The 22,371-nt window shown below is 31.4% G+C and carries 22 protein-coding genes and 1 other annotated feature; of the genes, 17 read left to right on the plus strand and 5 right to left on the minus strand.

The window, feature by feature from the left end:
* The first annotated feature begins 5 nt into the window (after positions 1-5).
* The gene (locus RIN63_RS00970) at positions 6-782 is read left to right on the plus strand and encodes a sugar phosphate isomerase/epimerase (RefSeq protein WP_310442776.1); all 777 of its coding nucleotides are present in this window, start codon (positions 6-8) and stop codon (positions 780-782) included.
* Between the two features lie 67 nt (positions 783-849).
* Here the strand turns inward: RIN63_RS00970 and abc-f are convergent, their stop codons facing one another.
* Positions 850-2,733 (minus strand): ribosomal protection-like ABC-F family protein, encoded by a 1,884-nt coding sequence (abc-f, locus tag RIN63_RS00975; RefSeq protein WP_310442777.1) that lies wholly within the window; start codon positions 2,731-2,733, stop codon positions 850-852.
* A 164-nt stretch (positions 2,734-2,897) separates the two neighbouring features.
* On the opposite strand from abc-f, the gene RIN63_RS00980 reads away from it, so the two are divergent.
* Positions 2,898-3,662 carry an endonuclease/exonuclease/phosphatase family protein gene (locus tag RIN63_RS00980; protein WP_310442778.1) on the plus strand — a complete coding sequence of 255 codons (765 nt, stop codon included), beginning with the start codon at positions 2,898-2,900 and terminating at the stop codon, positions 3,660-3,662.
* Between the two features lie 51 nt (positions 3,663-3,713).
* On the opposite strand, the gene RIN63_RS00985 is transcribed toward RIN63_RS00980, so the two are convergent.
* Positions 3,714-4,715, minus strand: coding sequence for an aminopeptidase (locus RIN63_RS00985; protein WP_310442780.1), 1,002 nt, complete (start codon positions 4,713-4,715; stop codon positions 3,714-3,716).
* Positions 4,716-4,897: 182 nt separating this feature from the next.
* Between RIN63_RS00985 and RIN63_RS00990 the strand changes: the two genes are divergently transcribed.
* The 7 genes from RIN63_RS00990 (at position 4,898) to RIN63_RS01020 (ending at position 9,616) form a co-directional block, all read left to right on the plus strand.
* Positions 4,898-5,272: a hypothetical protein gene (locus RIN63_RS00990; RefSeq protein ID WP_310442781.1), complete on the plus strand. Its 375-nt coding sequence runs from the start codon at positions 4,898-4,900 to the stop codon at positions 5,270-5,272.
* A gap of 11 nt (positions 5,273-5,283) precedes the next feature.
* Positions 5,284-5,823: a metalloregulator ArsR/SmtB family transcription factor gene (locus tag RIN63_RS00995; RefSeq protein WP_310442782.1), complete on the plus strand. Its 540-nt coding sequence runs from the start codon at positions 5,284-5,286 to the stop codon at positions 5,821-5,823.
* A gap of 47 nt (positions 5,824-5,870) precedes the next feature.
* Positions 5,871-6,362 carry a GNAT family N-acetyltransferase gene (locus RIN63_RS01000; protein WP_310442783.1) on the plus strand — a complete coding sequence of 164 codons (492 nt, stop codon included), beginning with the start codon at positions 5,871-5,873 and terminating at the stop codon, positions 6,360-6,362.
* Positions 6,363-6,596: 234 nt separating this feature from the next.
* Positions 6,597-6,857 (plus strand): CD3324 family protein, encoded by a 261-nt coding sequence (locus tag RIN63_RS01005; protein WP_310442784.1) that lies wholly within the window; start codon positions 6,597-6,599, stop codon positions 6,855-6,857.
* Positions 6,858-7,128: 271 nt separating this feature from the next.
* The gene (locus tag RIN63_RS01010) at positions 7,129-8,127 is read left to right on the plus strand and encodes a serine hydrolase (protein WP_310442785.1); all 999 of its coding nucleotides are present in this window, start codon (positions 7,129-7,131) and stop codon (positions 8,125-8,127) included.
* A 69-nt stretch (positions 8,128-8,196) separates the two neighbouring features.
* Positions 8,197-8,802: a GNAT family protein gene (locus RIN63_RS01015; RefSeq protein ID WP_310442786.1), complete on the plus strand. Its 606-nt coding sequence runs from the start codon at positions 8,197-8,199 to the stop codon at positions 8,800-8,802.
* 25 nt (positions 8,803-8,827) lie between these two features.
* Complete coding sequence (locus RIN63_RS01020) at positions 8,828-9,616, plus strand: endonuclease/exonuclease/phosphatase family protein (RefSeq protein ID WP_310442787.1); 789 nt, start codon at positions 8,828-8,830, stop codon at positions 9,614-9,616.
* Between the two features lie 228 nt (positions 9,617-9,844).
* Here RIN63_RS01020 and RIN63_RS01025 read toward each other — a convergent pair whose 3' ends face one another.
* On the minus strand, positions 9,845-10,516 hold the full coding sequence (locus tag RIN63_RS01025; protein ID WP_310442788.1) for a DUF6143 family protein: 672 nt from the start codon (positions 10,514-10,516) through the stop codon (positions 9,845-9,847).
* Positions 10,517-10,720: 204 nt separating this feature from the next.
* Positions 10,721-10,983: a binding site (T-box leader), on the plus strand.
* 59 nt (positions 10,984-11,042) lie between these two features.
* On the opposite strand from RIN63_RS01025, the gene RIN63_RS01030 reads away from it, so the two are divergent.
* The 5 genes from RIN63_RS01030 to RIN63_RS01050 all read left to right on the plus strand — a co-directional run bounded on the left by RIN63_RS01030 (position 11,043) and on the right by RIN63_RS01050 (position 16,563).
* Positions 11,043-13,415 carry a valine--tRNA ligase gene (locus RIN63_RS01030; protein WP_310442789.1) on the plus strand — a complete coding sequence of 791 codons (2,373 nt, stop codon included), beginning with the start codon at positions 11,043-11,045 and terminating at the stop codon, positions 13,413-13,415.
* Between the two features lie 183 nt (positions 13,416-13,598).
* The gene (locus tag RIN63_RS01035; protein ID WP_310442790.1) at positions 13,599-13,874 is read left to right on the plus strand and encodes a CD3324 family protein; all 276 of its coding nucleotides are present in this window, start codon (positions 13,599-13,601) and stop codon (positions 13,872-13,874) included.
* Positions 13,875-14,098: 224 nt separating this feature from the next.
* Positions 14,099-14,674 carry a DUF1062 domain-containing protein gene (locus RIN63_RS01040; RefSeq protein ID WP_310442791.1) on the plus strand — a complete coding sequence of 192 codons (576 nt, stop codon included), beginning with the start codon at positions 14,099-14,101 and terminating at the stop codon, positions 14,672-14,674.
* A gap of 50 nt (positions 14,675-14,724) precedes the next feature.
* Positions 14,725-15,330, plus strand: a complete 606-nt coding sequence (locus tag RIN63_RS01045) for a GNAT family N-acetyltransferase (RefSeq protein ID WP_310442792.1) — start codon at positions 14,725-14,727, stop codon at positions 15,328-15,330.
* A gap of 18 nt (positions 15,331-15,348) precedes the next feature.
* Positions 15,349-16,563 carry an RtcB family protein gene (locus tag RIN63_RS01050; protein WP_310442793.1) on the plus strand — a complete coding sequence of 405 codons (1,215 nt, stop codon included), beginning with the start codon at positions 15,349-15,351 and terminating at the stop codon, positions 16,561-16,563.
* A gap of 77 nt (positions 16,564-16,640) precedes the next feature.
* Here the strand turns inward: RIN63_RS01050 and RIN63_RS01055 are convergent, their stop codons facing one another.
* Complete coding sequence (locus tag RIN63_RS01055; protein ID WP_310442794.1) at positions 16,641-18,086, minus strand: aminoacyl-histidine dipeptidase; 1,446 nt, start codon at positions 18,084-18,086, stop codon at positions 16,641-16,643.
* A gap of 14 nt (positions 18,087-18,100) precedes the next feature.
* Positions 18,101-19,624: a YfcC family protein gene (locus tag RIN63_RS01060; protein ID WP_310442795.1), complete on the minus strand. Its 1,524-nt coding sequence runs from the start codon at positions 19,622-19,624 to the stop codon at positions 18,101-18,103.
* A 177-nt stretch (positions 19,625-19,801) separates the two neighbouring features.
* Between RIN63_RS01060 and RIN63_RS01065 the strand changes: the two genes are divergently transcribed.
* The 3 genes from RIN63_RS01065 (at position 19,802) to RIN63_RS01075 (ending at position 22,366) form a co-directional block, all read left to right on the plus strand.
* Positions 19,802-20,866 (plus strand): acyltransferase, encoded by a 1,065-nt coding sequence (locus tag RIN63_RS01065; protein WP_310442796.1) that lies wholly within the window; start codon positions 19,802-19,804, stop codon positions 20,864-20,866.
* Positions 20,863-21,363, plus strand: coding sequence for a dihydrofolate reductase (locus RIN63_RS01070; protein WP_310442797.1), 501 nt, complete (start codon positions 20,863-20,865; stop codon positions 21,361-21,363). The genes RIN63_RS01065 and RIN63_RS01070 overlap by 4 nt, the downstream gene beginning before the upstream one ends.
* 178 nt (positions 21,364-21,541) lie before the next feature.
* Positions 21,542-22,366, plus strand: a complete 825-nt coding sequence (locus RIN63_RS01075) for a pyruvate, water dikinase regulatory protein (RefSeq protein ID WP_310442798.1) — start codon at positions 21,542-21,544, stop codon at positions 22,364-22,366.
* The last annotated feature ends 5 nt before the right edge of the window (positions 22,367-22,371 follow it).

Raw genomic sequence — 22,371 nt, forward strand, 5'->3', positions numbered from 1 at the left:
ACATAATGACTTGTAAATTTGGTATGCCAACATTAATTGAAAAAGACAGTATTTTGGACAATGCATTATTATGTAAGGAATTAAACTTAGATTTTATAGAGTTAAATATGAATTTGCCTTATTGTATGCCAGATAGGAATAAGCCAGAAGAAATACTAAAGTTAAAGGAAGAAAACAATATCAATTTTACAATTCATTTTCCTGAAGAAATTGATTTTGGATGCTTCTATGATGAAATAAGACAAGCTAATATTATATTGTTTAATAATATAGCAACATGGGCTTCTAAATTTGGAGTAGAGAAAATAAACATTCATTTGAATCCTGGAATTTATTTTACCCTACCTAAAGAGAAAGTATTTGTCTATGACAGGCATATAGAGATGTTTATTGAGAAGTTCACAGATTCCATGATCAAGATAGTAAATATAGCAAAACCACTAGGAATAAAAATATGTGTAGAAAATATGAAAATACACGAATTTATGGAAGAAACATTTAAAAGAATGGTGAATATTGAAAACTTATACTTTACATGGGATGTTGGACATGATGCTATGTCTAATTATAGAATGAAGGAAATATACATAGAAAATCCTCATAAGGTAAGTCATATGCATTTACATGATTACAATGGAAATAGTGATCATCAAATTTTATTTGAGGGTCTTATCCCTATAAAAGAAAGGATTAAATTTGCAAAAGAAAATAATTTAACTGTTGTAATAGAAACAAAAACAGAAGAAGCCTTAAGGAAATCAATAGAGCGATTATCGACATAGTGTAAGCATATTATAAGTATAGACCTTAGTTTAAAACTAGGTCTATACTTATATACATATAATAACATTAAACTTGAAGTGTCTCCCATAATTCATAAGACTCGTGAAGTTGCTTTTCAAGTAACCCCTTTTCAACAAATAAATCATATAATCTATCAGCATTATCACTGTTAGAAACCATTTCTTCATTAATATTTTTTAACTTGTCTTCCAATTCTTCAATTTCTTTTTCAACTTGTGCTATTTTAAAAGTATTGTTGGCTTTCTTGGGTGATTTAGTTGGAATTACTTTTGCGGGCTTAGATTCTTTAACTATAGCTTTCTCAACCATTTCTCTTTTCCTTATTTCTAAATACTCATCATATAACATAGGATATAGTCTTACCTTAGACTTATCTAGAACCATTATCTTAGTTGCTACTTTTTGTACAAAATATCTATCATGGGAGACAAATAAAATTGTTCCATTAAAATTAGAGAGTGTTTCCTCTAAAACTTCTCGAGAATCAATATCTAAATGATTAGTAGGCTCGTCTAAAATCATAAAATTAACTTTATCGAATATTAAAGAAGATAATTTAAGTCGAGATTTTTCCCCTCCGGATAAGGATTTTATCTTTTTATATACATCATCTCTTATGAATAACATTTTAGCCAGTTCTGATCTTGCTTGGGAGTTGCTGATATTATGTTTTACAGTAAAATAATCAAGAATTGTCATATCTTCATCTTCAAAGACTACATTCTGTGGCAAATATCCTAGCTTTATACTAGAACCTATGGTGAAGCTTCCATCATCTGGTTCAAGTTCTCCCAATATGATCTTTAATAAGGTTGTTTTTCCGCTGCCATTCTCCCCCATTATACACAACTTATCTTGATAAAATAATGTAAAGGATAAATCCGAAAACAGCTTTTTATCCGAAAAGGACTTTTTTAAGTTTTCTGCGTTAAGAACGATTTTTCCAGAGCGACTTACTTTTTCAGAAGATAGTTTAATCTTTGAGTTTTCCAATGTTGGCCTATCAAATACTTCCACTTTTTCTAATCGCTTCTCAAGTTCCTTAGCACGCTTATACATCTTTTCACTATCTCTCATGGCACCCCAGATTCTATATCTTTCAATCTGTTGTTCCATTTTCTCTATTTTTCTCTGATTATTTATATAAGCATTATATTCAAGCTCAAATCGCCTTTCTTTCTCCACTACATAATAAGAGTAGTTTCCATCATATATCTTTGTACCTGTAGGCTCCAACTCTATAATTCTATTGGCAACTTTATCTAAGAAACTTCTATCATGTGATACCATAAGAACAGTACCATTATAGCCCAACAGAAAGTCTTCAAGCCATTCAATGGATTTTATATCTAAATGGTTAGTGGGCTCATCTAATAATAATATATCTGGATTTTCTAAAAGTAATTTTGCTAGAAGGACTCTAGTTTTTTCACCGCCACTTAAACTTTCAAATGACTTTTCTCTAAAGCTGTCAGGTATAAAAAGTCCGCTGCATACTTTGTTTATATTTGTTTCTACATCATATCCACCACAGAGTTGAAATTCATCCATAAGTAAGCCATAATTTTTCATTTCAATTTCTAATGCTTGGCCAGATAAATTTTTTAAATTTTCCTCGAAGCTTTTTAGTTCCACTTTCATATTAAATATTTTTTCAAAAGGCATTTCAAGGATTTCAATTACAGTAGTGTCCTTAGGGCATGTAAATATTTGGTCTAAGTATCCAACTCTAGCTCCCTTTCTAAAGCTAATACTTCCACCATGATAATCTTCAATACCCATTAATACAGTCATTAAGGTAGTTTTTCCACATCCATTCTGTCCAATTAATCCAACTCTATCATTACTATGTAGTTCAAAGGATATATTCTCAAAAACCTTATTTGCCCCATAATATTTAACTAAACTGTTTACACTGCATTCAATCATTTGTGTCACCTCGCTTAAGTAAATTATATTTGAAGAAATAGACATAGTCAAGAAAATAGGATTAACATATAATCTTTTACATTAGATAAGAAAAAGAATAGGATATAATATCATATAATACCATATTATTATATGAATTAAGAAGTTTCTAAGAGGTGAGTAATATGACAATAAGTATTCTTACATGGAATATCAAAGCGGGACAGAATAAAGAGGGCAGCTATCCTGAACCAAAAACAGAAAACTTGGATAAAATAGCAAATGAAATAAAAAAATCAGGAGCTTCAATTGTCTGCCTTCAAGAAGTAGATGCATATAGTAAACGATCTGATATAAATATACATCAGGCGGAATACATTTCTAATAAACTTACTGCAATTACTGGGCTGACTTGGAATTATAGATATATTACATCTATTAAGATGAATCCAGGTTATTATGGTAATGCTATTTTAAGTAGTTACTCTTTGAAAACAGCTTTAAAAGTTTACTTGCCTAGGGTAAATAGTTTAGAAAGTCGTAGTTTCCTTCTTGTTCGTGTGGGTTTTGGCAGCTCTTATTTTTATGTAGGAACAGCACATTTGGGCTTAAAAGGTGATCAAGTGATTCAAGCAAGAAAGATTAAGGAAGAGTTAAAAAACAATGGATTTTCAAATGAAGGATTGATTATTGCTTGTGATTTGAATGTTCGAGAAGATTCATATGTCTATAATATAATGCTTAATAATGTTTTTTCTATGCTTGATATGGGACCTGCAGGTACATGCACATTGGAATGCTATAATAATTCTAGTAACCCAAAGATTGATTTTTTATTTAGCAGTGGAGCTTCAATTAATCTAATAAAAAGTAAAGTGTTGCAAGTAGATATTTCAGATCATCGTCCAGTTATGGCATGTATATATGAATTAAAAGGGCAAGAAAGATAATTCAAAGTTATAAATGATTGAGTAGAAGGTAACTAGTTACCTTCTACTGGATTAGTTGAAAATCACTTCATCACAGGTAAATACAAAATCCATATGGAAGGGGCAATTATTTTCCCCTCCAAATAAATGGTTCATGCCTAAAGCTATGTGATAAGTACCTAAGGATTTCTCATCAATAAGTGTAAATCCTATTAGTTCTTTGACTTTTGGGTTTAGTCCAATTCCAAATTCGCATAGGATTTTGAAATTTTCTGCTAGTGGGTTAAAAAAATCATTCAATTCTTCACAAGAAGAACTTATAAGCTTTCCATTTTCAAAGGTCATAAGTACATCCCTATATACTTGTCCATTTAAACTAACCATAGATACTAGTAAATCTCCATTGCTGTTATTCTCCATAGGAGCAATATAGATTTCGCCTGGAGGAAAATCACCACACCCATCATCTACAAACCACTCTCTATTACTAATATCCAATTTTAATGAATACTTTTGATCAGTAATTATCTCTATACTGTTCTTATCCTTAAGGCTTTCAACCTTTTCTTTACAGGCTTTTTTAAGCATAGGGAAGTCTACAGATAAAGCATTACATATAGCGGAATTGTAGACATCATAGTCTAAGTCAGCTCGTAGAGCATTTGTTTCTGTAGGAATAGTAAGCTGTATATAGTACTTTTTATCCTGAGTTAAAGCATTAAATAACTCTCCTAAGGTTTCTTTGAATCTAGGAATTTCTGTCTCTGATATTCCATTAGGTAGACTTGGTGTATACATAAAAATATCAATAACATGCTTAAAAGAAGATAAAAACTCTAAGTATTCCTGTCCTAGTTTCTCATCATTGCGGATTAAATTGAGGACTATACTTTCAAAAAAAAATTTTGAGCAATGATGTTTAAAGGGAATGATCCCTTTTTTACCTATGTTCTCTGAAATCAAATCTAAAATTTCTAAGTCTTCATTATCGCCCCAAAAGTTTAATAAAACAAAATCCCCTTTTTCAAAGGGAAACCCTTCACAAATATTTGGTATAAGTTCTTTGAACTCCATATCAATACCCCCTAAATAAAATTGTTTTGATATATATCAAATCATATTTTAATACATATCTTTTCAAAAAGCAATCTATTTCTATGAGCATAAAAATAAATATAAAAAAGCATATAGATATGTATTGAAATAATATCTCCCATGGTATAGAATAAATACATAAACCATTGGGAGGGAAAAATATGAAGGATATAATTTGGTTAAAGGAGAATTATTTAAGCTTTTTAAGAGAGGAGCAGGAGGACCTAAGGAAGAGTATAGAGGACTTACAAAAACAAGAATGTGTAGATGATGCTAATTTGCAAAAAATAAGGTTAAACATAGTTGAAATATTTAACAAGATGTTTAATATTAGTCTTAGTGACAGCCCTATAGCCCTAAGAGAAAAGTATTTAGGCTTTTTTCAGAAGATAACAGAGCCTTGGTATGTAAACAAAGAAAAAGCTCAAAAATTTGGAGATGAAAATGAAGCAATAATAGAAGATATAAAGATACAAGAAGCTGAAAAATTGAAAAGTCAATTTGTAGAATGTTATAATCAGTTAGATATAAATTAGGAGTGATGGAATTGAACTCATTAGAGATTTTTAAATGCTTGGCAGATAACTCAAGGCTAAGAATTATAAACAGTTTGATGATAGAGCCTATGTATGTAGAGCTATTGGCTGAAAGGCTAGAATTATCCCCTTCAACTATTTCTTTTCATCTGAAGAAGTTAATGGATGCCAATATAGTATCCAGTAAAAAGGAACAATATTATACAGTCTATACATTAAATGAAAAGATATTTTCAATGAATCTAAGGGATTTAGTAAAAGATGATAAAAACGAAGAAGAGGTATTAAATCAAAGGGAAGAACAATATAGAGAAAAGGTTATAGAAACATTTTTCAAATATGACAAATTGAAGAGCATACCAGTGCAAAACAAGAAAAAACAAATTATACTAGAAAAAATAGTGGAAAGCTTTGAAAGGGATAGAACTTATACAGAAAAAGAAGTGAATCTAATAATAGCAGATTTTCATGACGATTTCTGCACCATAAGGAGAGATTTTATAGGATTTGGCCTTATGGAAAGAGAGGATGGAATATATAAGAGGGTGTAGGTAGAAGATATCTTTGTAATTTTGCATATAATTCTAGGGGTGATAACATGATCATAAGATTAGCAAATATTAAAGATGAAGATAAAATAGCAATGTTAATAGCAAGATTTAGGATAGAGTTAAAGGGTCTCAGGGGGATTGATTCGGATATTAATATTGAGGAAAGCAAGATGGAATTTAGAGAATATATGGATAAAGGATATCTAATATTTGTTGCGGAAAATGGAAATAAAGATTTAATAGGATATTTGGTTTGTATGATTGAAGATGATGTTGTATGGGCGGAGTCTTTATTTGTAGCATCTGAATGTAGAAGAGCAGGTATAGCATCAAGACTATATGACAAGGCAGAGGAACTGGCGAAGAAACTTGGAGAAGATCAGGTATATAATTGGATACACCCTAATAATCATGGGATAATATCTTTTTTATCTAAAAGAGGTTATAATGTTTTAAACTTAATTGAAGTAAGAAAGCCATCAATAAATGAAAAACTGATAGAAAAGATAAGAGTTGGTGAACATGAGTATAGTTACTAGGATATTGACAGGACTTTCCTCAAATGATATTATTTCATAATAATATAAGGGCTTAGGTTTTATTTTTGGAGGTGAAAGTAATGCTAAAAATAATCATTTTAAGAAACAGTCTGGATCAAGATTTATCCCATGCAGAGTGAGCAATAGCATAGCTATTTCTGTATGGGAACAATAGATTTACTATCTGCAAACTCTGCACTTTATTTATTAACTATAAATAAGGAGCGGATAGTTATGAAATATATAAATGCAACAGAAGTATTACCAAAACATTTGTTAACTGAAATCCAGAAGCATGTTAGAGGTGAATTATTATATATTCCTAGTGGAGATAAGGAAACAGGATGGGGAGAAAAAAACGGGTCTAAGAAGTATTTTAAAAATAGAAATGAAGAGATTAAAGAGCAATTCCAAAGGGGCTATAGTATTGAACAGTTATCTTCTAATTATGGGTTAGCATATGAAACTGTACGCAAAATTGTATATAAGAAATAAAGTAAAAGGTCTTGGAATATATTTCAAGATCCTTTGTTTGTTTTTGGGTATAGAATGCTTATATGCATAGTCGGCATTCTTATTACTGTGAAATAGATTTAAAATAATATAGAAGGGGAAGGAATCAGGAAGGTTGGGCAGCTTGGAGCAGCAAAGGTTTTAGTAGGTTCAAATCAACAGTTCTACTATAGTATTGAACTAAGACCATTTGCAAAATCTACTGAATGGAAGAGTAAATAGAATTAGACTAAATATGGAAGGTGATATAGTTATGGAAAAATACATTTGTGAGATTTTTAATGGGTGTATTTCGATACAAAAAGAAGGAAAAACAATATTTTCCCAAGCATATGGATATGCAGACCTAGCAAATAAGGTAGAAAACCAATTAGATACCCGTTTTGCAACAGCTTCTGCTGGGAAAATATTTGTTGCAGTTGGAATTTTGCAGCTTATTGAAAAAGACTTGCTACATTTTACAAGTACTATAGGGGAGTTAGTTAATATAGATTGGAACTCAATAGATTCAAATATTACAGTTGAGCAATTACTTTCACATACATCAGGAATACCTGATTATTTTGATGAATCTATTATGAATGATTATGATGAGCTTTGGTGGGATTATCCTAATTATAGAATACGAAGTTCTTCTGATTTACTTCCCCTTTTCATTGAAAAACCAATGATGTATCATAGGGGTGAAAAATTCCAATATAATAATACAGGTTTTGTAGTTTTAGGATTGATCATTGAAGCAGTTACAGGACAGAGCTTCGATAGATACTTAAATGAAAATGTTTTTCATAAATGTGGAATGATGGAGACTGGATATTATGAATTAGATAGATTGCCTGGAGGATGTGCAAATCACTATATCTGGGATAAAGAAAGACAGGAGTATTACACTAATATTTACAGTGTTGATGTTAAAGGGACTGGTGCTGGTGGTGCCTATACCTGTATAGGTGATATAGAAAAGTTTTGGAAGGCATTATTAAACTACGAATTATTATCGGAGAAAATGACAAATAAAATGTTGTCTATACAGGCTAGCGGCAGTGAAGATGATAACTATGGATATGGAGTTTGGCTAAATAAGGAGTCCCAGGAAAATATCCTACCATATTTTACAGGCTGTGATCCTGGAGTATCTTTTATCACTACTTATAATAGAAAAGAAAATATTAGCATTACAATTATGAGCAATTTTGGAGATGATGTATGGGATATGTTAAGGGATATTAGTAAGGAATATTTTTCTGTTTAGGTGCAATAATTGATTTTGATGTTATCCATGGCAATCTTTCATTTGAAAATACTATATTTGGGGGTAATTATGAAAGAAATAGTATATGATAATTATTATTGGCAAGATGATTTAGTAAGATTGAGGGCTTGGAGTGAAGATGATTGGGAGTGGGATTATTATACTAATTTCGATACCTCAGCAGGCAGACTAGCAGATTATGGGGTTGATCTTCCACCAACAGTTTTAAATTCAAGAAAGTATTCTGAGAAAATCGCAAATTTATCTACTAATAATTGTAGAATAGCATTTGCAATAGAAACATTAGATGAAATACTTGTAGGTAGAATAAATATTTTATTAGATGATGATAAAAATGGAACTTTTGGGATTGGACTTAAGGTTCATAGAGACCATAGGGGTAAGGGATATGGAACAAGTGCTATGAAATTACTTTTAAGATATGGATTTATGGAAAGAAGATTAAATAAATATTCTATAAGTGTTTTAGAAGGAAATGAAGGGTCCATTAAGATGCACAAAAAACTTGGATGTGAACAAGAAGGAGTTTTAAAACAAAATATCTATACAAATGGTAGATATTATGATGAAGTATATTTTGGACTAACAAAAGATGCCTATTTAAAAATGACAGATTCTACTGAAAATGAACAATCAAATATATTAGGTCAATAGTTAAAAATATGAGGGGTTGATTTTTATGAAAATAGCAACTTATAATATTTGGAATGATAGAAATACTAATGACAATCGCTTTGAACAATTAATAAATGAAATAAATTCTTCTGATGCTGATATTATTGGCTTACAAGAAGTAACTGAGAATTTTTATAGTAACTTTTTATTAACAAAAACAGATTATGAGTTTTGTGAATTTAGGAAGTATACAGATGATGAAGAAGGTCTAGCTATTTTAAGTAGATATCCTATAAAAAGCTGTTTTTTTCTTAATACAAGTGAAGAATTTGCCTATAGTGCTGCACTTAATGTGATTTTTGAGGTAGGGGAAACACGCTTTTCATTAACCAATGTTCATTTACCTTGGGATTCCATAAAAACGCAAGAAGAACAGATTGTTGCCATAGATAGGTATATTCATTTGCAAAAGGGAGAAGCGGATTATTTTATTATGTTAGGTGACTTTAACGGAGGCTTTAATTCAAGCATACATAGATATTTAGGTGGTGATCAAACAATAAACGGAAATGAATCAAATCCGTACTGGGATGAACTATCAAGTGCCTATGCCATATTAAATGACTTGCCATTAAAACCTACCCTTGATTTTGTTAATAATCCCAGATGGGGAGGGAAAAATACATTCTATATTCCCAGTGTAGTTGATAGGATATATATATTGGACAATTGGGCTGAGAAAACACTAAGGAATGTAAGAATCTTTGGTATGGATATTTCATCTGAAAACAATCTTTCAGCAAGTGACCACTACGGTGTAGTTACAGAAGTAGATTTTACAAAAGAAGCATAATTTGACGCAGAGAAGTAAGATAAAATCATTTATTAATTTATACTCAACCTATTAGTGATATCTATGGCTTAGAAAAAGCAGTAGATAGAATATTACAAAGAAATGATTATAGGAAGTTTACACAAACATTTTGTGGATTCCAATATGAATGTAATGACCTTTGCATATTTTAGTAATTTAAAAAACAAGGACCCCTTGCATCTAAATAGTACAAGGGGATTTTATATTTTAGGGAAAGATAGGTTCCTCCCACCAGCCAAAGGCAACCCTACCAGCAGCCTCTAGCTCTGGTGTCTCTGGATTAGATAGGAAAATTAGAAAAGATCCACCAGGTGGAAAGATAAACTTTCCTTGTTCATCATCTACCAATGTAGTCTCTGGTTGGCCTCGGCGAACAAAAGCCTTAACTCCTTCAGTTGGATCTCCTGCCACATTGCTTGCATACTGAAGTTTTACCATAGGAGATGGTAAGGGACAAAGTGCCATGTTAGCTGGAGTTATAAGGGTGGAATTTTGGATCGTTCCTGGTGGAATGGCATTAAACCAAATCTGGGCTCTAAAGCTAGATATAGATATATCACTTACCGTCCACACAGTCACATGTAAATTTACTCTAGAATTTGGAGGGTTGTATAATCTAGCCCAAGCATTTGTACCTCTCCCGAAGGTGAGGTTATCAGCATATCCTACGAAGTACTTTCCTTCTAATGACTTGGCTAAGTTAATTGGCACTGCAACAGTATAATCCAACATTGGTTTAGTTATTGATGGGGGAGGAAATGTGCACGGTGTAAAATATCTACAGAGTTGGTTAAAGCAACCTGTTGCATTTAAGCATGTATAATTAGACGGATGCTGATATTGATTAGATAAATCTGTATTATGAGGATAGTCATTCATAAACTTAAGCTCCTTTACTATAGGTTTTTATACATTTTATGCCTTCTAGTGTAATACTGTGATATTTTTGCTAAATCACTTATTCATAGCACCTTTCCTAAACGATATTCCTTCATTGTAGCTCAGATGTAGAAAGTAAAAAATAAAAAATTAATGTTGACTTTTCTGGAATAATAAAATATCATAGTATAAATGAACACGAACAAAATGGCATTGATAAGGAGTAGTACATATTCACCTGAAGCAAAGAGAGAAGATGGTTGGTGAAAATCTTCGTGAAGGAAGTATGGAAGTAGCCTTTGAGTTGTGAACCGAAAAGATATAATCTTAGTAGGCTTCAACGGAAATTTCCACCGTTAAAAGGAAAGCAATATCAGATAATATATTTTATCTCGTATTGACAGAGTGCAGATAGTCATATCTGAATTTAGGTGGTACCGCGGACTTATATATAATCCGCCCTAAGCAAATTTAAAAGCTTAGGGCGGTTTTTGTTTTGTGTTCGTAAATTTAAGGAGGTATTACCATGGAGAAAAAATATGACTTTAAAGAAGTAGAAAAAGAGATGCAAAAGCTTTGGAAAGAAAATTCCATATATAATTTTGATTTAGATAGTAAAAAAGAAATCTATTCTATTGATACTCCACCACCTACTGTTAGTGGCAATCTGCACATTGGACATATATTTTCCTACACACAGGCAGAAATGATAGCACGATATAAGCGAATGCAAGGATACAATGTTTTTTATCCTTTTGGCTTTGACGATAACGGCTTACCAACTGAAAGACTTGTTGAAAAAGATGAAGGTATTATTGCCAAAAACCTTCCAAGAAGTGAATTTATAAGAAAATGTATTATAAGCTCTGCAAAATATGAAGAGGAATTTAAAGATTTATGGCAGTCTTTGGGATTTTCAGTTGACTGGTCCCTTCAATATGAAACAATTAACCCTATGGTTCAAAGAATATCGCAAAGATCCTTTATAAAACTTTTAAAAGATAAAAAGGCATATATGAAAGAATCACCAGTATTATGGTGTACTGAATGTCAGACTTCAATAGCTCAAGCGGAGTTAGATACTATTGAGAAAGATGCCACATTTAATTACATTAAATTTAAAGCAGAAGCAGAAGATTTATTAATAGCTACAACAAGACCAGAATTGCTATATGGCTGTGTTTGTCTATTTGTAAATCCAGAGGATAGTAGATATAAAGAATATATTGGTAAAAATGCCATGGTTCCATTATATGATTATGAAATTCCTATATTGGCAGATAACAAAGTAAGTATGGATAAGGGAACAGGTGTAGTTATGTGTGCAACCTTTGGTGACTCTACTGACCTAGAATGGTATGAAACATATAAACTGCCTTACAGAAAGGTTATTCTAGCTGATGGAAGGATAGATGAAAATGTTCCATTAATAAGGGGTTTAAAGGTTTTAGCTGCTCGAAGACAGATTATCGATTTGCTTTCAAAAGAAGGATTGCTTTTAGAATCAAAAAGCATCAAGCATAATGTGGCTGTACACGAGCGATGTGGAAAGGAAATTGAAATTATACCGTCAAGACAGTGGTATATTGATATACTCACAAATAAAGAATTATTTTTAAAAGCAGCTGATAAAATCAATTGGTATCCTGAATATATGAAAAACAGATATGTATTATGGGTTGAAAACCTTAAGTGGGATTGGTGTATATCTCGGCAAAGATACTTTGGAGTTCCTTTTCCAATATGGTATTGTAAAAATTGTGGAGAGATAATAATTGCAGATGAAAATACATTGCCTGTAAATCCTCTAGAAACAAAACCTAAAAGTTCTTGTACATGTGGATGTGATGAATTTATACCTGAAAGATCTGTTTTTGATACTTGGGCTACTTCGTCAGTTACTCCTCAGATAAATGCAAAATGGGAAGAAGAAAATGATATTTCAGATAGGATTTTACCAATGAGTTTGAGGGCACAGGCTCATGAAATTATACGAACATGGGCCTTTTATACTATAGTTAAAAGTCTTTACCATACAGGTCAAATTCCTTGGAAGGATATAATGGTTTCTGGATTTGTTCTTGCTAAAAAGGGAGAGAAAATTAGCAAGTCAAAGAGTAATTCTCAGTTAGAACCAAAATTGCTTATTGAAAATCACTCTGCTGATATAATAAGATATTGGGCTGCTAATTCTAAGCTTGGAACAGATACATTCTTCTCAATTGATGAATTAGGTATAGCTAGAAGATTTATAACAAAGCTATGGAATGCATCTAAGTTTTCAATATCTCATTTGCAAGACATTGATCTTAATGCTGATATTGATTTGATGCCTGTAGATAGATGGATAATTGAGAGATGCAAGCAAACTACCATTAATGCAAAGAAATTTCTTGACCAATATGAAATAGGATCAGCTAGACATGAAATTGATGATTTTTTCTGGAAGGATCTATGTGATTATTATTTTGAGATTGTTAAGGAGCGTTTATATCAACCTGAAATCCATGGTTATAAAGAACGACAATCAGCCCAATACGCCCTATATTATTCCATGCTCAATATATTAAAGTTATACGCCATTTATGTTCCACATATAACTGAATATATTTATCAAGAATTTTTTAGGCAGCGTGAAAAGGGTATTTCTCTACACAAGTTGTATTGGGAGACTGAAAAACCTATTGATGATGAGATTATTATCTTTGGAGAAGAATTAAAGGACATTATTTCTGAAACAAGAAAGTATAAGTCTGAAAACTCTCTATCAATGAAGGCAGAAATAGAAGAGGTGGTAATCACCACAGAGGATAAATTTACTGAGTTATTTAAACAAACTATAGGGGATATAAAAGCATGCTGCAATGCAAAGGAAATAAAAATAACTTCTCTTTCCTAATTTAATAAAGGTAAAATTTATTGCGGTAAATATACTTATGAAGTATACTAACCTCAGAGGGGGATTGTTTTATGAGAAGATATGTTATTTTTGCATAGCACTGGCTAATGCAAATTAATTGAAAAAATTTATTTTGTTGTAGCCATTGCTATTCCTAAAAGAATATATTTTTAGGAGGGCAAAATGAGCTATAAAAGAGCAGAGGATATATTTCCTGTAGAAATTATAGAGTTAATTTATAAATATGTTGATGGTGGATGTATCTATATTCCTAGAAAAGAAAATAAAAGACGGGAATGGGGAGCAAAGACTACTATACGCATGGAGTTAGACATACGAAATCAACAAATATATACTGACTATCAGCAAGGATATACAGCTATAGAATTAGCTAATAAATACTTTTTATCTGAAAAAAGTATACAGCGTATTATCCTTCTAATGAAAAAACAATTTTAAAAGAATAAGCCCATATACATAAGGTATATTGGCTTATTCTTTTTTAAATAAATGTTTGAGGTAGAAATGTAGGTAGTATTGGATTAAGATAGATTGGAAATAAAGATAATTTTAGGAGGAAAGATATGGGCATACCTTTTTGTTTTGCGTAGCTAAGGCTATTGCAAATATACCAAGAGAGATGTAATAGCCTTTGTATATTCTGGTAAACAAAGGAGAGTAAAATGGGCTATTTAAGAAGAATTGAATATACGATTATGCAAAAGGATTCTTTTAAGATATTTCGTAATTGTGCTGGATGTGGATGTAAGACAAACTATATAAGTACAAAAAAGTTTAGGATCAATGCAAATGGAAAATATCTAGATGTATGGTTAATTTATCAATGTGAAAAATGCAAACATACCTATAACTTAAGCATTCATGAGAGAATAAAAGTAACTGATATTTCCAAGATTGAGTATGAGAAGTTTGAAAGCAATAATTTACAATATGCTTTAGACTTAGGTAAGGACAAGGAATTATTTTTAAGGAATAGGGCTGATATTGACTGGTCTAGTGTAGATTATGATATAGTAGGAGATGATATGGAATTTAAGAAAGGGGATTATATAGTATTATGTAATCCATATCAATGTAAATTTCGTATAGACAAGTTGATTTCTAATATATTGGGAATATCGAGGAACAAGGCTAAATCATTAGAAGCTAATGGAATAATAGAGATAATGCATAATCAGTTGGAAAGTAGAATAGAAGTATTAATTATGGCAGAATTAATTGAAGTCACAAACAAATGACTCTACTGATGAGACAAGAAAACAAATCCATTGAAAGGATGAAAATTATCATGTCAAATAATATAGATATTAATTATGAAGAGAGAAGTTCAAAAAATGCTTTTATAATAGAGTGTAAGGATATAGTATTAAGAGAGTTTAGATTAGAGGATTTAGATGAGCTGTATGCTCTTACTTTACAACCTGAAATAACAGATTATTTACCTGATTGGATATCCACAAAGGAAGAAAGAAGGAAAATTCTTATAGATTTTCATATGGAAAAGAATAAGCATTTTTTAGACTCTATTCCAAATATCGAAGAGGAAGGATTAATTCTGGGTATCATATTAAAGGAGACAAAAGAGTTTATCGGTTGGTGTGCTACATTTATAAAAGATGAGTTACCACCACCAAATAGAGAGATAGCCTATGCTATTTCAAAGGATTATAGATCTAAGGGATATACAACTCAGGCAGCACAAGGATTAGTAAAATACTTATTTGACAATACTAATATTGAAGTATTAAATGCAATAGCATTGACACATAATATACCTTCAAATAGAGTGATTAAAAAATCTGGATTTAAGTATGTAAATGATATTGAGATAGAAAATGAAGAATTTCACCATTATATCCTTAGTAAAGATGAATGGGGAAAACTTATGTTATGATATTAAAGAGGTGGTTAAATGGAACTACAAGGGAAATATAGTATTGCTAAAGTTTTTACAGATAATCTAGAGGATGGAGCAAAGGAGCAAATTATTGAATTATTAGATCAAGATTTCATAAAAGATTCTAAGGTCCGAATAATGCCTGATGTTCATCAAGGTATGGGCTGTGTAATCGGTTTTACAGCAGATATGGGAGATAAAGTAATACCCAATATTGTTGGGGTTGATTTGGGTTGTGGCATGCTTACTGTGGAGCTTGGAGATCTAGTCTTAGATCTACCAAAATTAGATGACATAATAAAGAATAAAGTTCCATCAGGTAAAGCCACCCATAATGAAAGAAGGTTTAAATTTGATAAGCTAAATGACTTATATTGCTTTAGGGATTTGAAGGATACTAAAAGAATTGAAAGAAGTATAGGGACCCTGGGGTCTGGCAATCACTTTGTCGAAGTTGGGGTAGACAGCCAAAAAAATAAATACCTAGTAATCCATTCAGGTAGTAGAAATCTAGGGAAGCAAGTTGCAGAGATTTATCAGAAACTTGCCATAGATTTATGTAGTGGTAAAGAGGATTATTTTATAAAAAGAGAAGAGATAATTGCTAAATATAAAGAAGAAGGCAGACGAAAGGAAATAAAGAAAGTTCTAGCTGAATTGAAAAAGGAATATGATGAACTTCAGCCTAATTATCCTAAAGCCTTATGTTATTTAACTGGAGAATATAGAGATAAGTATCTCCATGATATGAAAATATGTCAAGAATATGCAAGTCTAAATCGTGAAATGATGGCAGATATTATTCTTAGAGAACTGCTAGGAAAGGGATTAAATGAATTCAGCTATTTTGAGACCGTTCACAATTATATTAATTTTGAGGATAATATAATTAGAAAAGGTGCTATCTCAGCCTATGAAGGTGAGAAAATTCTAATACCAATAAACATGAGAGATGGTTCAATAATTGCCATAGGAAAAGGTAATCCAGAGTGGAACTATTCTGCTCCTCATGGGGCTGGAAGGCTTATGAGTAGAAATGTTGCAAAGGGAGCTGTAACTCTAGATGACTTTAAAAAGAGTATGGAGGGTATTTATTCAACCTCAATAAATGAACATACCTTAGACGAATCTCCCTTTGCCTATAAGCCTATAGAAGAAATATTGAATAATTTAACTGAAACTGCTGAGGTTCTAGATATAATAAAACCAATATATAATTTCAAGGCATAAAATAAGCAATTCATTTTATAAACAGAAATGATGGATTTTAAGTACCCCCTAGTCATTAGACTAGGGGGTATATATTCTTATTTTAGCTGCTTTAACAATTCAATAAGGTATTGATATGTCCTCTCTGTAGAGGAAATACTAAGCTTTTCTTGTGGAGTATGGACATCATACATATTGGGACCAAAGGAAATGATGTCTAGTGGATATTTTTTTGCCAAGACTCCACATTCCAATCCTGCATGAATAACAGTTGATTCCATCTTTATGTGGAATAAGTCTTCATAGACTTTTAAAGCTGTATCTCTTAATCTTGATTCTGGATTGTATTCCCAGTGAGGATAGCTACCGCTAATTTCATATTGGCAGTTAGCCTCATTTACAGATGCTACAATTTTTTCTCTTAATTTTAATAGATTGTTTTCTGCTGAACTTCGAGTTGAAACTTGAATTATAATTCTGCCATCTTCAGTTTTAATTATAGCTAAGTTACTGGAACTTTCAACGATTTCTTCATTTTCTGGCAATCTAGTAAATACTCCCGTAGGGATATTATCAAGTAGCGAGATTACAGTATTAAGTACTGTATCTTTAAACACCTTTGAAACTGAATCTCCTTTTGTAATTACTATTTCTATATTTGGCTCGTGAGTTTTACTATCATCAAGTACTTTCTTTTTCATTTCTTCAATTATATTATTGAATTTAGATAAATCTTCAGTACTTACTCCAATATTGGCCACAGACTGTCTTGGAATAGCATTATCTTTAGTTCCTCCTGTAATAGCTACTAATTTTATATCTAAGGATGCTTTTATCTCTTTTAGTATATTATTCAATATCTTGTTTGCATTAGCTCTAGGCTTATGGATTTCCATACCAGAATGGCCACCCATCAATCCACGAACTTCAATACTTACTTCATCATATCCTGAGATATTGTCGTATTCAGCAGGAACTCTGATTTCAATTAATTCTCCACCAGCAGATCCCGTTACAAGTATTCCTTCTTCTTCTGAGTCTACATTTAATAATCTTCTTCCCTTTAAGACTTTGTCTGATAATCCTAGAGCTCCATCCATTTCAGTTTCCTCTGAAGATGTAACCAACAATTCTATCATTGGATGCTCCAAAGTATTATCTTCAAGTATGGCTAGGCCCATTGCTATGGCAATTCCATTATCTGCTCCCAAAGTAGTTTTATTAGCCCTAATATAATCTCCATCAATAATTAATTCTATAGGGTCAGTTTTAAAATTATGATTGGAGTCGTCTTCTTTTTCGCATACCATATCCATATGTCCTTGAATTATAACTCCTTCTGACTCTTCATATCCTTTAGTAGCAGGCTTTCTAATGATGATATTTAGTAAATCATCTTGTATTGTTTCAAGCCCTAGTTTTTTTCCTATACTTTTTAGATAATCACTTACATTTTGCTCATCATAGGAGCATCTAGGAATTTGTGTTAATTGTTCAAAATAGTAAAATACTCTTTTGGGATTTAAGTTTTCTAATATATTCATTTAATCACCTATCTTTATATTATTGTTTGAATGAATAACATTACAGCTGCAAATACTCCAATAATTCCCATTAATGGAAGTATGAATTTTAACCATTTATTATATGTTACATCTACCATCTCAAGGGTTGCTAAGATAAGGCCTGTTGGAGTGATAAAAGACATCCAACCTTGACCCCAGTTATATGCAGTAACTACAATATCCCTTGATACTCCTACTGTATCAGCTAAAGGTGCCATTATAGGCATAGATAAAGTTGCAAGACCAGATGATGATGGTACAAAGAATCCTAAAAAGCTAAATAGCAACATTTGAACTACTGCAAAAATGCCTCCACTCATATTTTCAATGACAGTTGATGAAGCATAAAGTAAAGTATCAGAGATCATTCCATTATCCATTACTATATTAATGGCTCTAGCCACACCAATAATTAAGACAACTCCTATTAGATCTGCAGCACCTGCTAAGAAGGTATTGACTGCTTCTTTTTCAGAAAGGCCTGATAAGAATATAATTATAATGGCCACTGCTAAGAATAATCCTGACATCTCTGGGAACCACCAAACACCTGTGGATACACCCCAAACCATAATCGGAAATGCTCCTAAAAATATGAGAAGTATTAGCATTCTTCTCCAATTAAAAGGCAGGACATTATCTGGATCATAATCTTTCAAGAATCTCTCTTCGATACTCTTATTGTCCTCATAGGTTAAAGAGGCCTTTGGATCCTTTTTAATTTTTTTAGCATATGCATAAATATACACTAATGTTATTATCATTGCCAGTACTAATGATATTAGACGAAAAACAAGGCCTTCATTAAAGGATATTCCTGCTGCATTTGAGGCAATAACTACTGAAAAAGGATTTACAGTAGAGAACATGGAACCGATAGAAGATCCCATATAGATTGCAGCGATACCAATGATTGCATCATATCCATTAGCTATAAATATAGGCATTAATATAGGATATAAGGCTATTGTTTCTTCTGCCAACCCAAATGTTGTGCCACCTATAGCTATTAAAGCAGAAACAAAAATTACTAACAAGAATTCTTTTCCTTTAGTTTTCTTTGATAATGCTGCAATACCAGCATCAAAGGTACCAGTTTTGTTAATTAAACCTATTATACCACCAAGTATCAAAACAAAGACCATGATATCAACAGTATCCATTACACCTTGGACAGGTGACATGATAATAGATAACAAACCTTGAGGTGATTGCTCTATTTCCTCATAAGTTCCTGGGATCGCTATAGGCTTTCTAATACTACCATCTATAAACTTCTCAATATCCATTTTGATATTTAAGCTATTTAAAGTCTCTTGTGAAGCAGGTAAAGTGCTACTTTCACCTGCAGAATCTTCAACAAGGAAAAGACTTTGGTCTGGATCATAAGTTAGTCTAGAATAAAGTCCTGCAGGGACTATATAAGTCAACAATGCTGCTAAAATTAGAACAATAAATAATACTGTAAAAGCTGTTGGAAACTGAAGACCTTTCTTCTTCTCTTTTTTACCTTTCATGATGTCATCTCCTAATTAATAAATTTCTTAATGTTATTTCATATAGCTTGTGCATTTTATGAATTTATATCTACTAAAATATAAAAATTTGCTTATTCTCCAAAGTTGACAAGCTCACAAAAAAACTATTATAATTGAAGCAGCTAAGATAATATATAAACTAAGAGGAGAATGAATATGGATAAGGTAGCACATAGTAAAAAATTAGGAGAGATAGAATGGATTAGAGCTATTTGCTGTATTCTTGTAATTATGATTCATGTTACAGCTGAGTTTTGGACCTCCTTTACTTATGGAAGTATACAGTATAAAATTATTATTCTACTAAACACCTTATCTCAATTTGCGGTCCCTTGCTTTGTCTTTATTAGTGGATTTGTATTGTATTATGCATATCATAATAAGGAATATAAAACATTAGACTTTTACAAGAAAAGGATGTTGAAAATTTTATTTCCATATTTAATATGGAGTGGAATTTATACTTTTGCAAATTATTTTTACTATAATTCTGCAATCAATATAGTAAGCATAGTAAAGGATTTAATCCTTGGAAGAGCGAGTTTTCATCTATACTACATGGTGTTAATTATACAATTTTATCTTGTTTTTCCCTTATGTTTAAAGATATATAAAAAAATAAACAATGATGTGTTATCAATGAGCATCTTCTTTATATTAAATGCCATTACTATTCTATATATAAAAATGCCTTTCAAAGATAGATTTTTTATGAATTACATTATATTTTTTGGATTAGGTATTGTATTTGCTAATTTAAAAATAAAAGGATTTGAATTAACTAGGGCATTAAGAATAATCATATTTACTATTTATACCATATTTACACTATATTATTTCGCAGATAGATATGGAGATATTGCACAGTTGCCTCTTATATCCAAGGGGTTATATAGATATGGTTGGTGGATATTTAGCCTAATTTCCATAGTAAATATTTATGTATTAGCTGATATGCTTAAGATTAGAAAGTATAATTGGATCGATAATAGAGTCATTAGTTCTTTAAGCAAGCATTCATTTACCATATATTTATCTCACATATTCTTTATAAGAATATTGAGGGAACTAAATCTATTCACACAGATAAAGAACTACTCTATGACTTTAGCATTTGCGTTCCAGTTATTTGCAATAATATGTATTTCATGGATATTTGGTATTGTTATGGAAAAACTAGAATTGAAGATAAAGCATAAAGTTAATAGGAGGGCAATATGATTTTAATATTTGCAGTAGATAGCAATTGGAATATTGGATATGATGGAGATTTACTCTACAAAATATCTGAGGACTTAAAAAGATTTAGGCTTCTTACAGAAGGTAATATTATCATAATGGGAAGAAGAACATTTGAATCCTTACCAGATAAGAGGGCATTACCTAATAGAATAAACATAGTAATCTCAAGAGATAAGACATATAAAGCAGAGGGTGGAATTGTAATTAATTCTACAGATGAGCTATTTCCATTACTGAAGGAGCTAAATCCTAATGATGAAATGAAAAATTTTCTCATAGGAGGAGGAAATATTGCAAAACAAATGATATCTCATTGTAACAAGGCTTATATAACTAAAATATTTCAAGCTTTTGAAGGTGCAGATACCTTTATTCCAAATCTTGATTTACTAGAGGATTGGAAGATAGTTAATGAATCTGAAGTATATAATCAAGATGATTTACATTATAAGTATGTAGATTATATTAGAGTCTAATATATATTTTGTGAATTTGCTTTAATAATAAAATAGCTACTAAACATAAAATCAAAGGATTAGGGGTATAAATACCATATAATTCTTTGATTTTTTTTATAGAATTATGTTGACATTAAATTAAATGTGTCATACTATATAATTATATAGAGCAACACAATTGAAAGGAGGAGATCTATTGGAAGGATTAAAAGTATATGTTATATCAGATTCCTTGGGAGAAACAGGAGCTTTAGTCACTCGAGCTGCCATATCTCAATTTAAGACTGATAATTACGAAATCAAAAGATACCCATATATCCATGATATAGGAAGATTAAAAGAGATACTTGATGAAGCTGCTAGTATTGAAAATTCAATCCTTATTTATACCTTAGTGGATATATCCCTCGTTGAATATATAGAGAACTATGTCCGGGATACAAAGTTAGAATCCATTGATCTGATGAGCCCCCTCGTAGAAGTTCTAAAGAAAAAACTAAATGCAGAGCCTTCACGGGAGCCAGGTGTCATAAGAAAACTAGATGAAGCATATTTCAAAAGGGTAGCTGCCATAGAATTTGCTGTTAAATATGATGATGGTAAGGATCCACGAGGATTTGAAAAGGCTGATATTGTTTTATTAGGTGTTTCCAGGACATCAAAGACTCCACTTTCAATGTACTTAGCAAATAAGAATATTAAGGTAGCCAATCTACCTTTAGTTAATGAAGTTGAACCACCAAAGGAGATATTTAAAATACCTGCTAAAAAGATAATAGGTCTTACTAATTCTCCCGAGAAATTAAATGAAATAAGAGAAGAAAGACTAAAGGCTCTAGGATTACCTAGTGGTTCAAGCTATGCAAGCCTCGAGAGAATACTCGATGAACTTGATTATGCAGAGAAAATCATGAAAAGGGTAGGTTGCCCAGTAATAAATGTTGCAAATAAAGCTATAGAAGAAACTTCAGAGATAATTCTATCTTTACTTAGAAAAAATGGTGTAAACTTTAATGAATAATATAA

This window comes from Tissierella sp. (genome assembly GCF_031460495.1).
Classification (GTDB): domain Bacteria; phylum Bacillota; class Clostridia; order Tissierellales; family Tissierellaceae; genus JAVKTS01.

Coding starts and splice junctions, on each gene's coding strand:
- RIN63_RS01005 (WP_310442784.1), top strand. CDS start 6,597: ATGAAATATATAAATGCAACAGAAGTATTACCAAAACATTTGTTAACT.
- RIN63_RS01000 (WP_310442783.1), top strand. CDS start 5,871: ATGATCATAAGATTAGCAAATATTAAAGATGAAGATAAAATAGCAATG.
- RIN63_RS01010 (WP_310442785.1), top strand. CDS start 7,129: ATGGAAAAATACATTTGTGAGATTTTTAATGGGTGTATTTCGATACAA.
- abc-f (WP_310442777.1), bottom strand. CDS start 2,733: ATGATTGAATGCAGTGTAAACAGTTTAGTTAAATATTATGGGGCAAAT.
- RIN63_RS01030 (WP_310442789.1), top strand. CDS start 11,043: ATGGAGAAAAAATATGACTTTAAAGAAGTAGAAAAAGAGATGCAAAAG.
- RIN63_RS00985 (WP_310442780.1), bottom strand. CDS start 4,715: ATGGAGTTCAAAGAACTTATACCAAATATTTGTGAAGGGTTTCCCTTT.
- RIN63_RS01045 (WP_310442792.1), top strand. CDS start 14,725: ATGTCAAATAATATAGATATTAATTATGAAGAGAGAAGTTCAAAAAAT.
- RIN63_RS01060 (WP_310442795.1), bottom strand. CDS start 19,624: ATGAAAGGTAAAAAAGAGAAGAAGAAAGGTCTTCAGTTTCCAACAGCT.
- RIN63_RS00970 (WP_310442776.1), top strand. CDS start 6: ATGACTTGTAAATTTGGTATGCCAACATTAATTGAAAAAGACAGTATT.
- RIN63_RS01070 (WP_310442797.1), top strand. CDS start 20,863: ATGATTTTAATATTTGCAGTAGATAGCAATTGGAATATTGGATATGAT.
- RIN63_RS00980 (WP_310442778.1), top strand. CDS start 2,898: ATGACAATAAGTATTCTTACATGGAATATCAAAGCGGGACAGAATAAA.
- RIN63_RS00990 (WP_310442781.1), top strand. CDS start 4,898: ATGAAGGATATAATTTGGTTAAAGGAGAATTATTTAAGCTTTTTAAGA.
- RIN63_RS01040 (WP_310442791.1), top strand. CDS start 14,099: ATGGGCTATTTAAGAAGAATTGAATATACGATTATGCAAAAGGATTCT.
- RIN63_RS01025 (WP_310442788.1), bottom strand. CDS start 10,516: ATGAATGACTATCCTCATAATACAGATTTATCTAATCAATATCAGCAT.
- RIN63_RS01065 (WP_310442796.1), top strand. CDS start 19,802: ATGGATAAGGTAGCACATAGTAAAAAATTAGGAGAGATAGAATGGATT.
- RIN63_RS01055 (WP_310442794.1), bottom strand. CDS start 18,086: ATGAATATATTAGAAAACTTAAATCCCAAAAGAGTATTTTACTATTTT.
- RIN63_RS01035 (WP_310442790.1), top strand. CDS start 13,599: ATGAGCTATAAAAGAGCAGAGGATATATTTCCTGTAGAAATTATAGAG.
- RIN63_RS01020 (WP_310442787.1), top strand. CDS start 8,828: ATGAAAATAGCAACTTATAATATTTGGAATGATAGAAATACTAATGAC.
- RIN63_RS01050 (WP_310442793.1), top strand. CDS start 15,349: ATGGAACTACAAGGGAAATATAGTATTGCTAAAGTTTTTACAGATAAT.
- RIN63_RS01015 (WP_310442786.1), top strand. CDS start 8,197: ATGAAAGAAATAGTATATGATAATTATTATTGGCAAGATGATTTAGTA.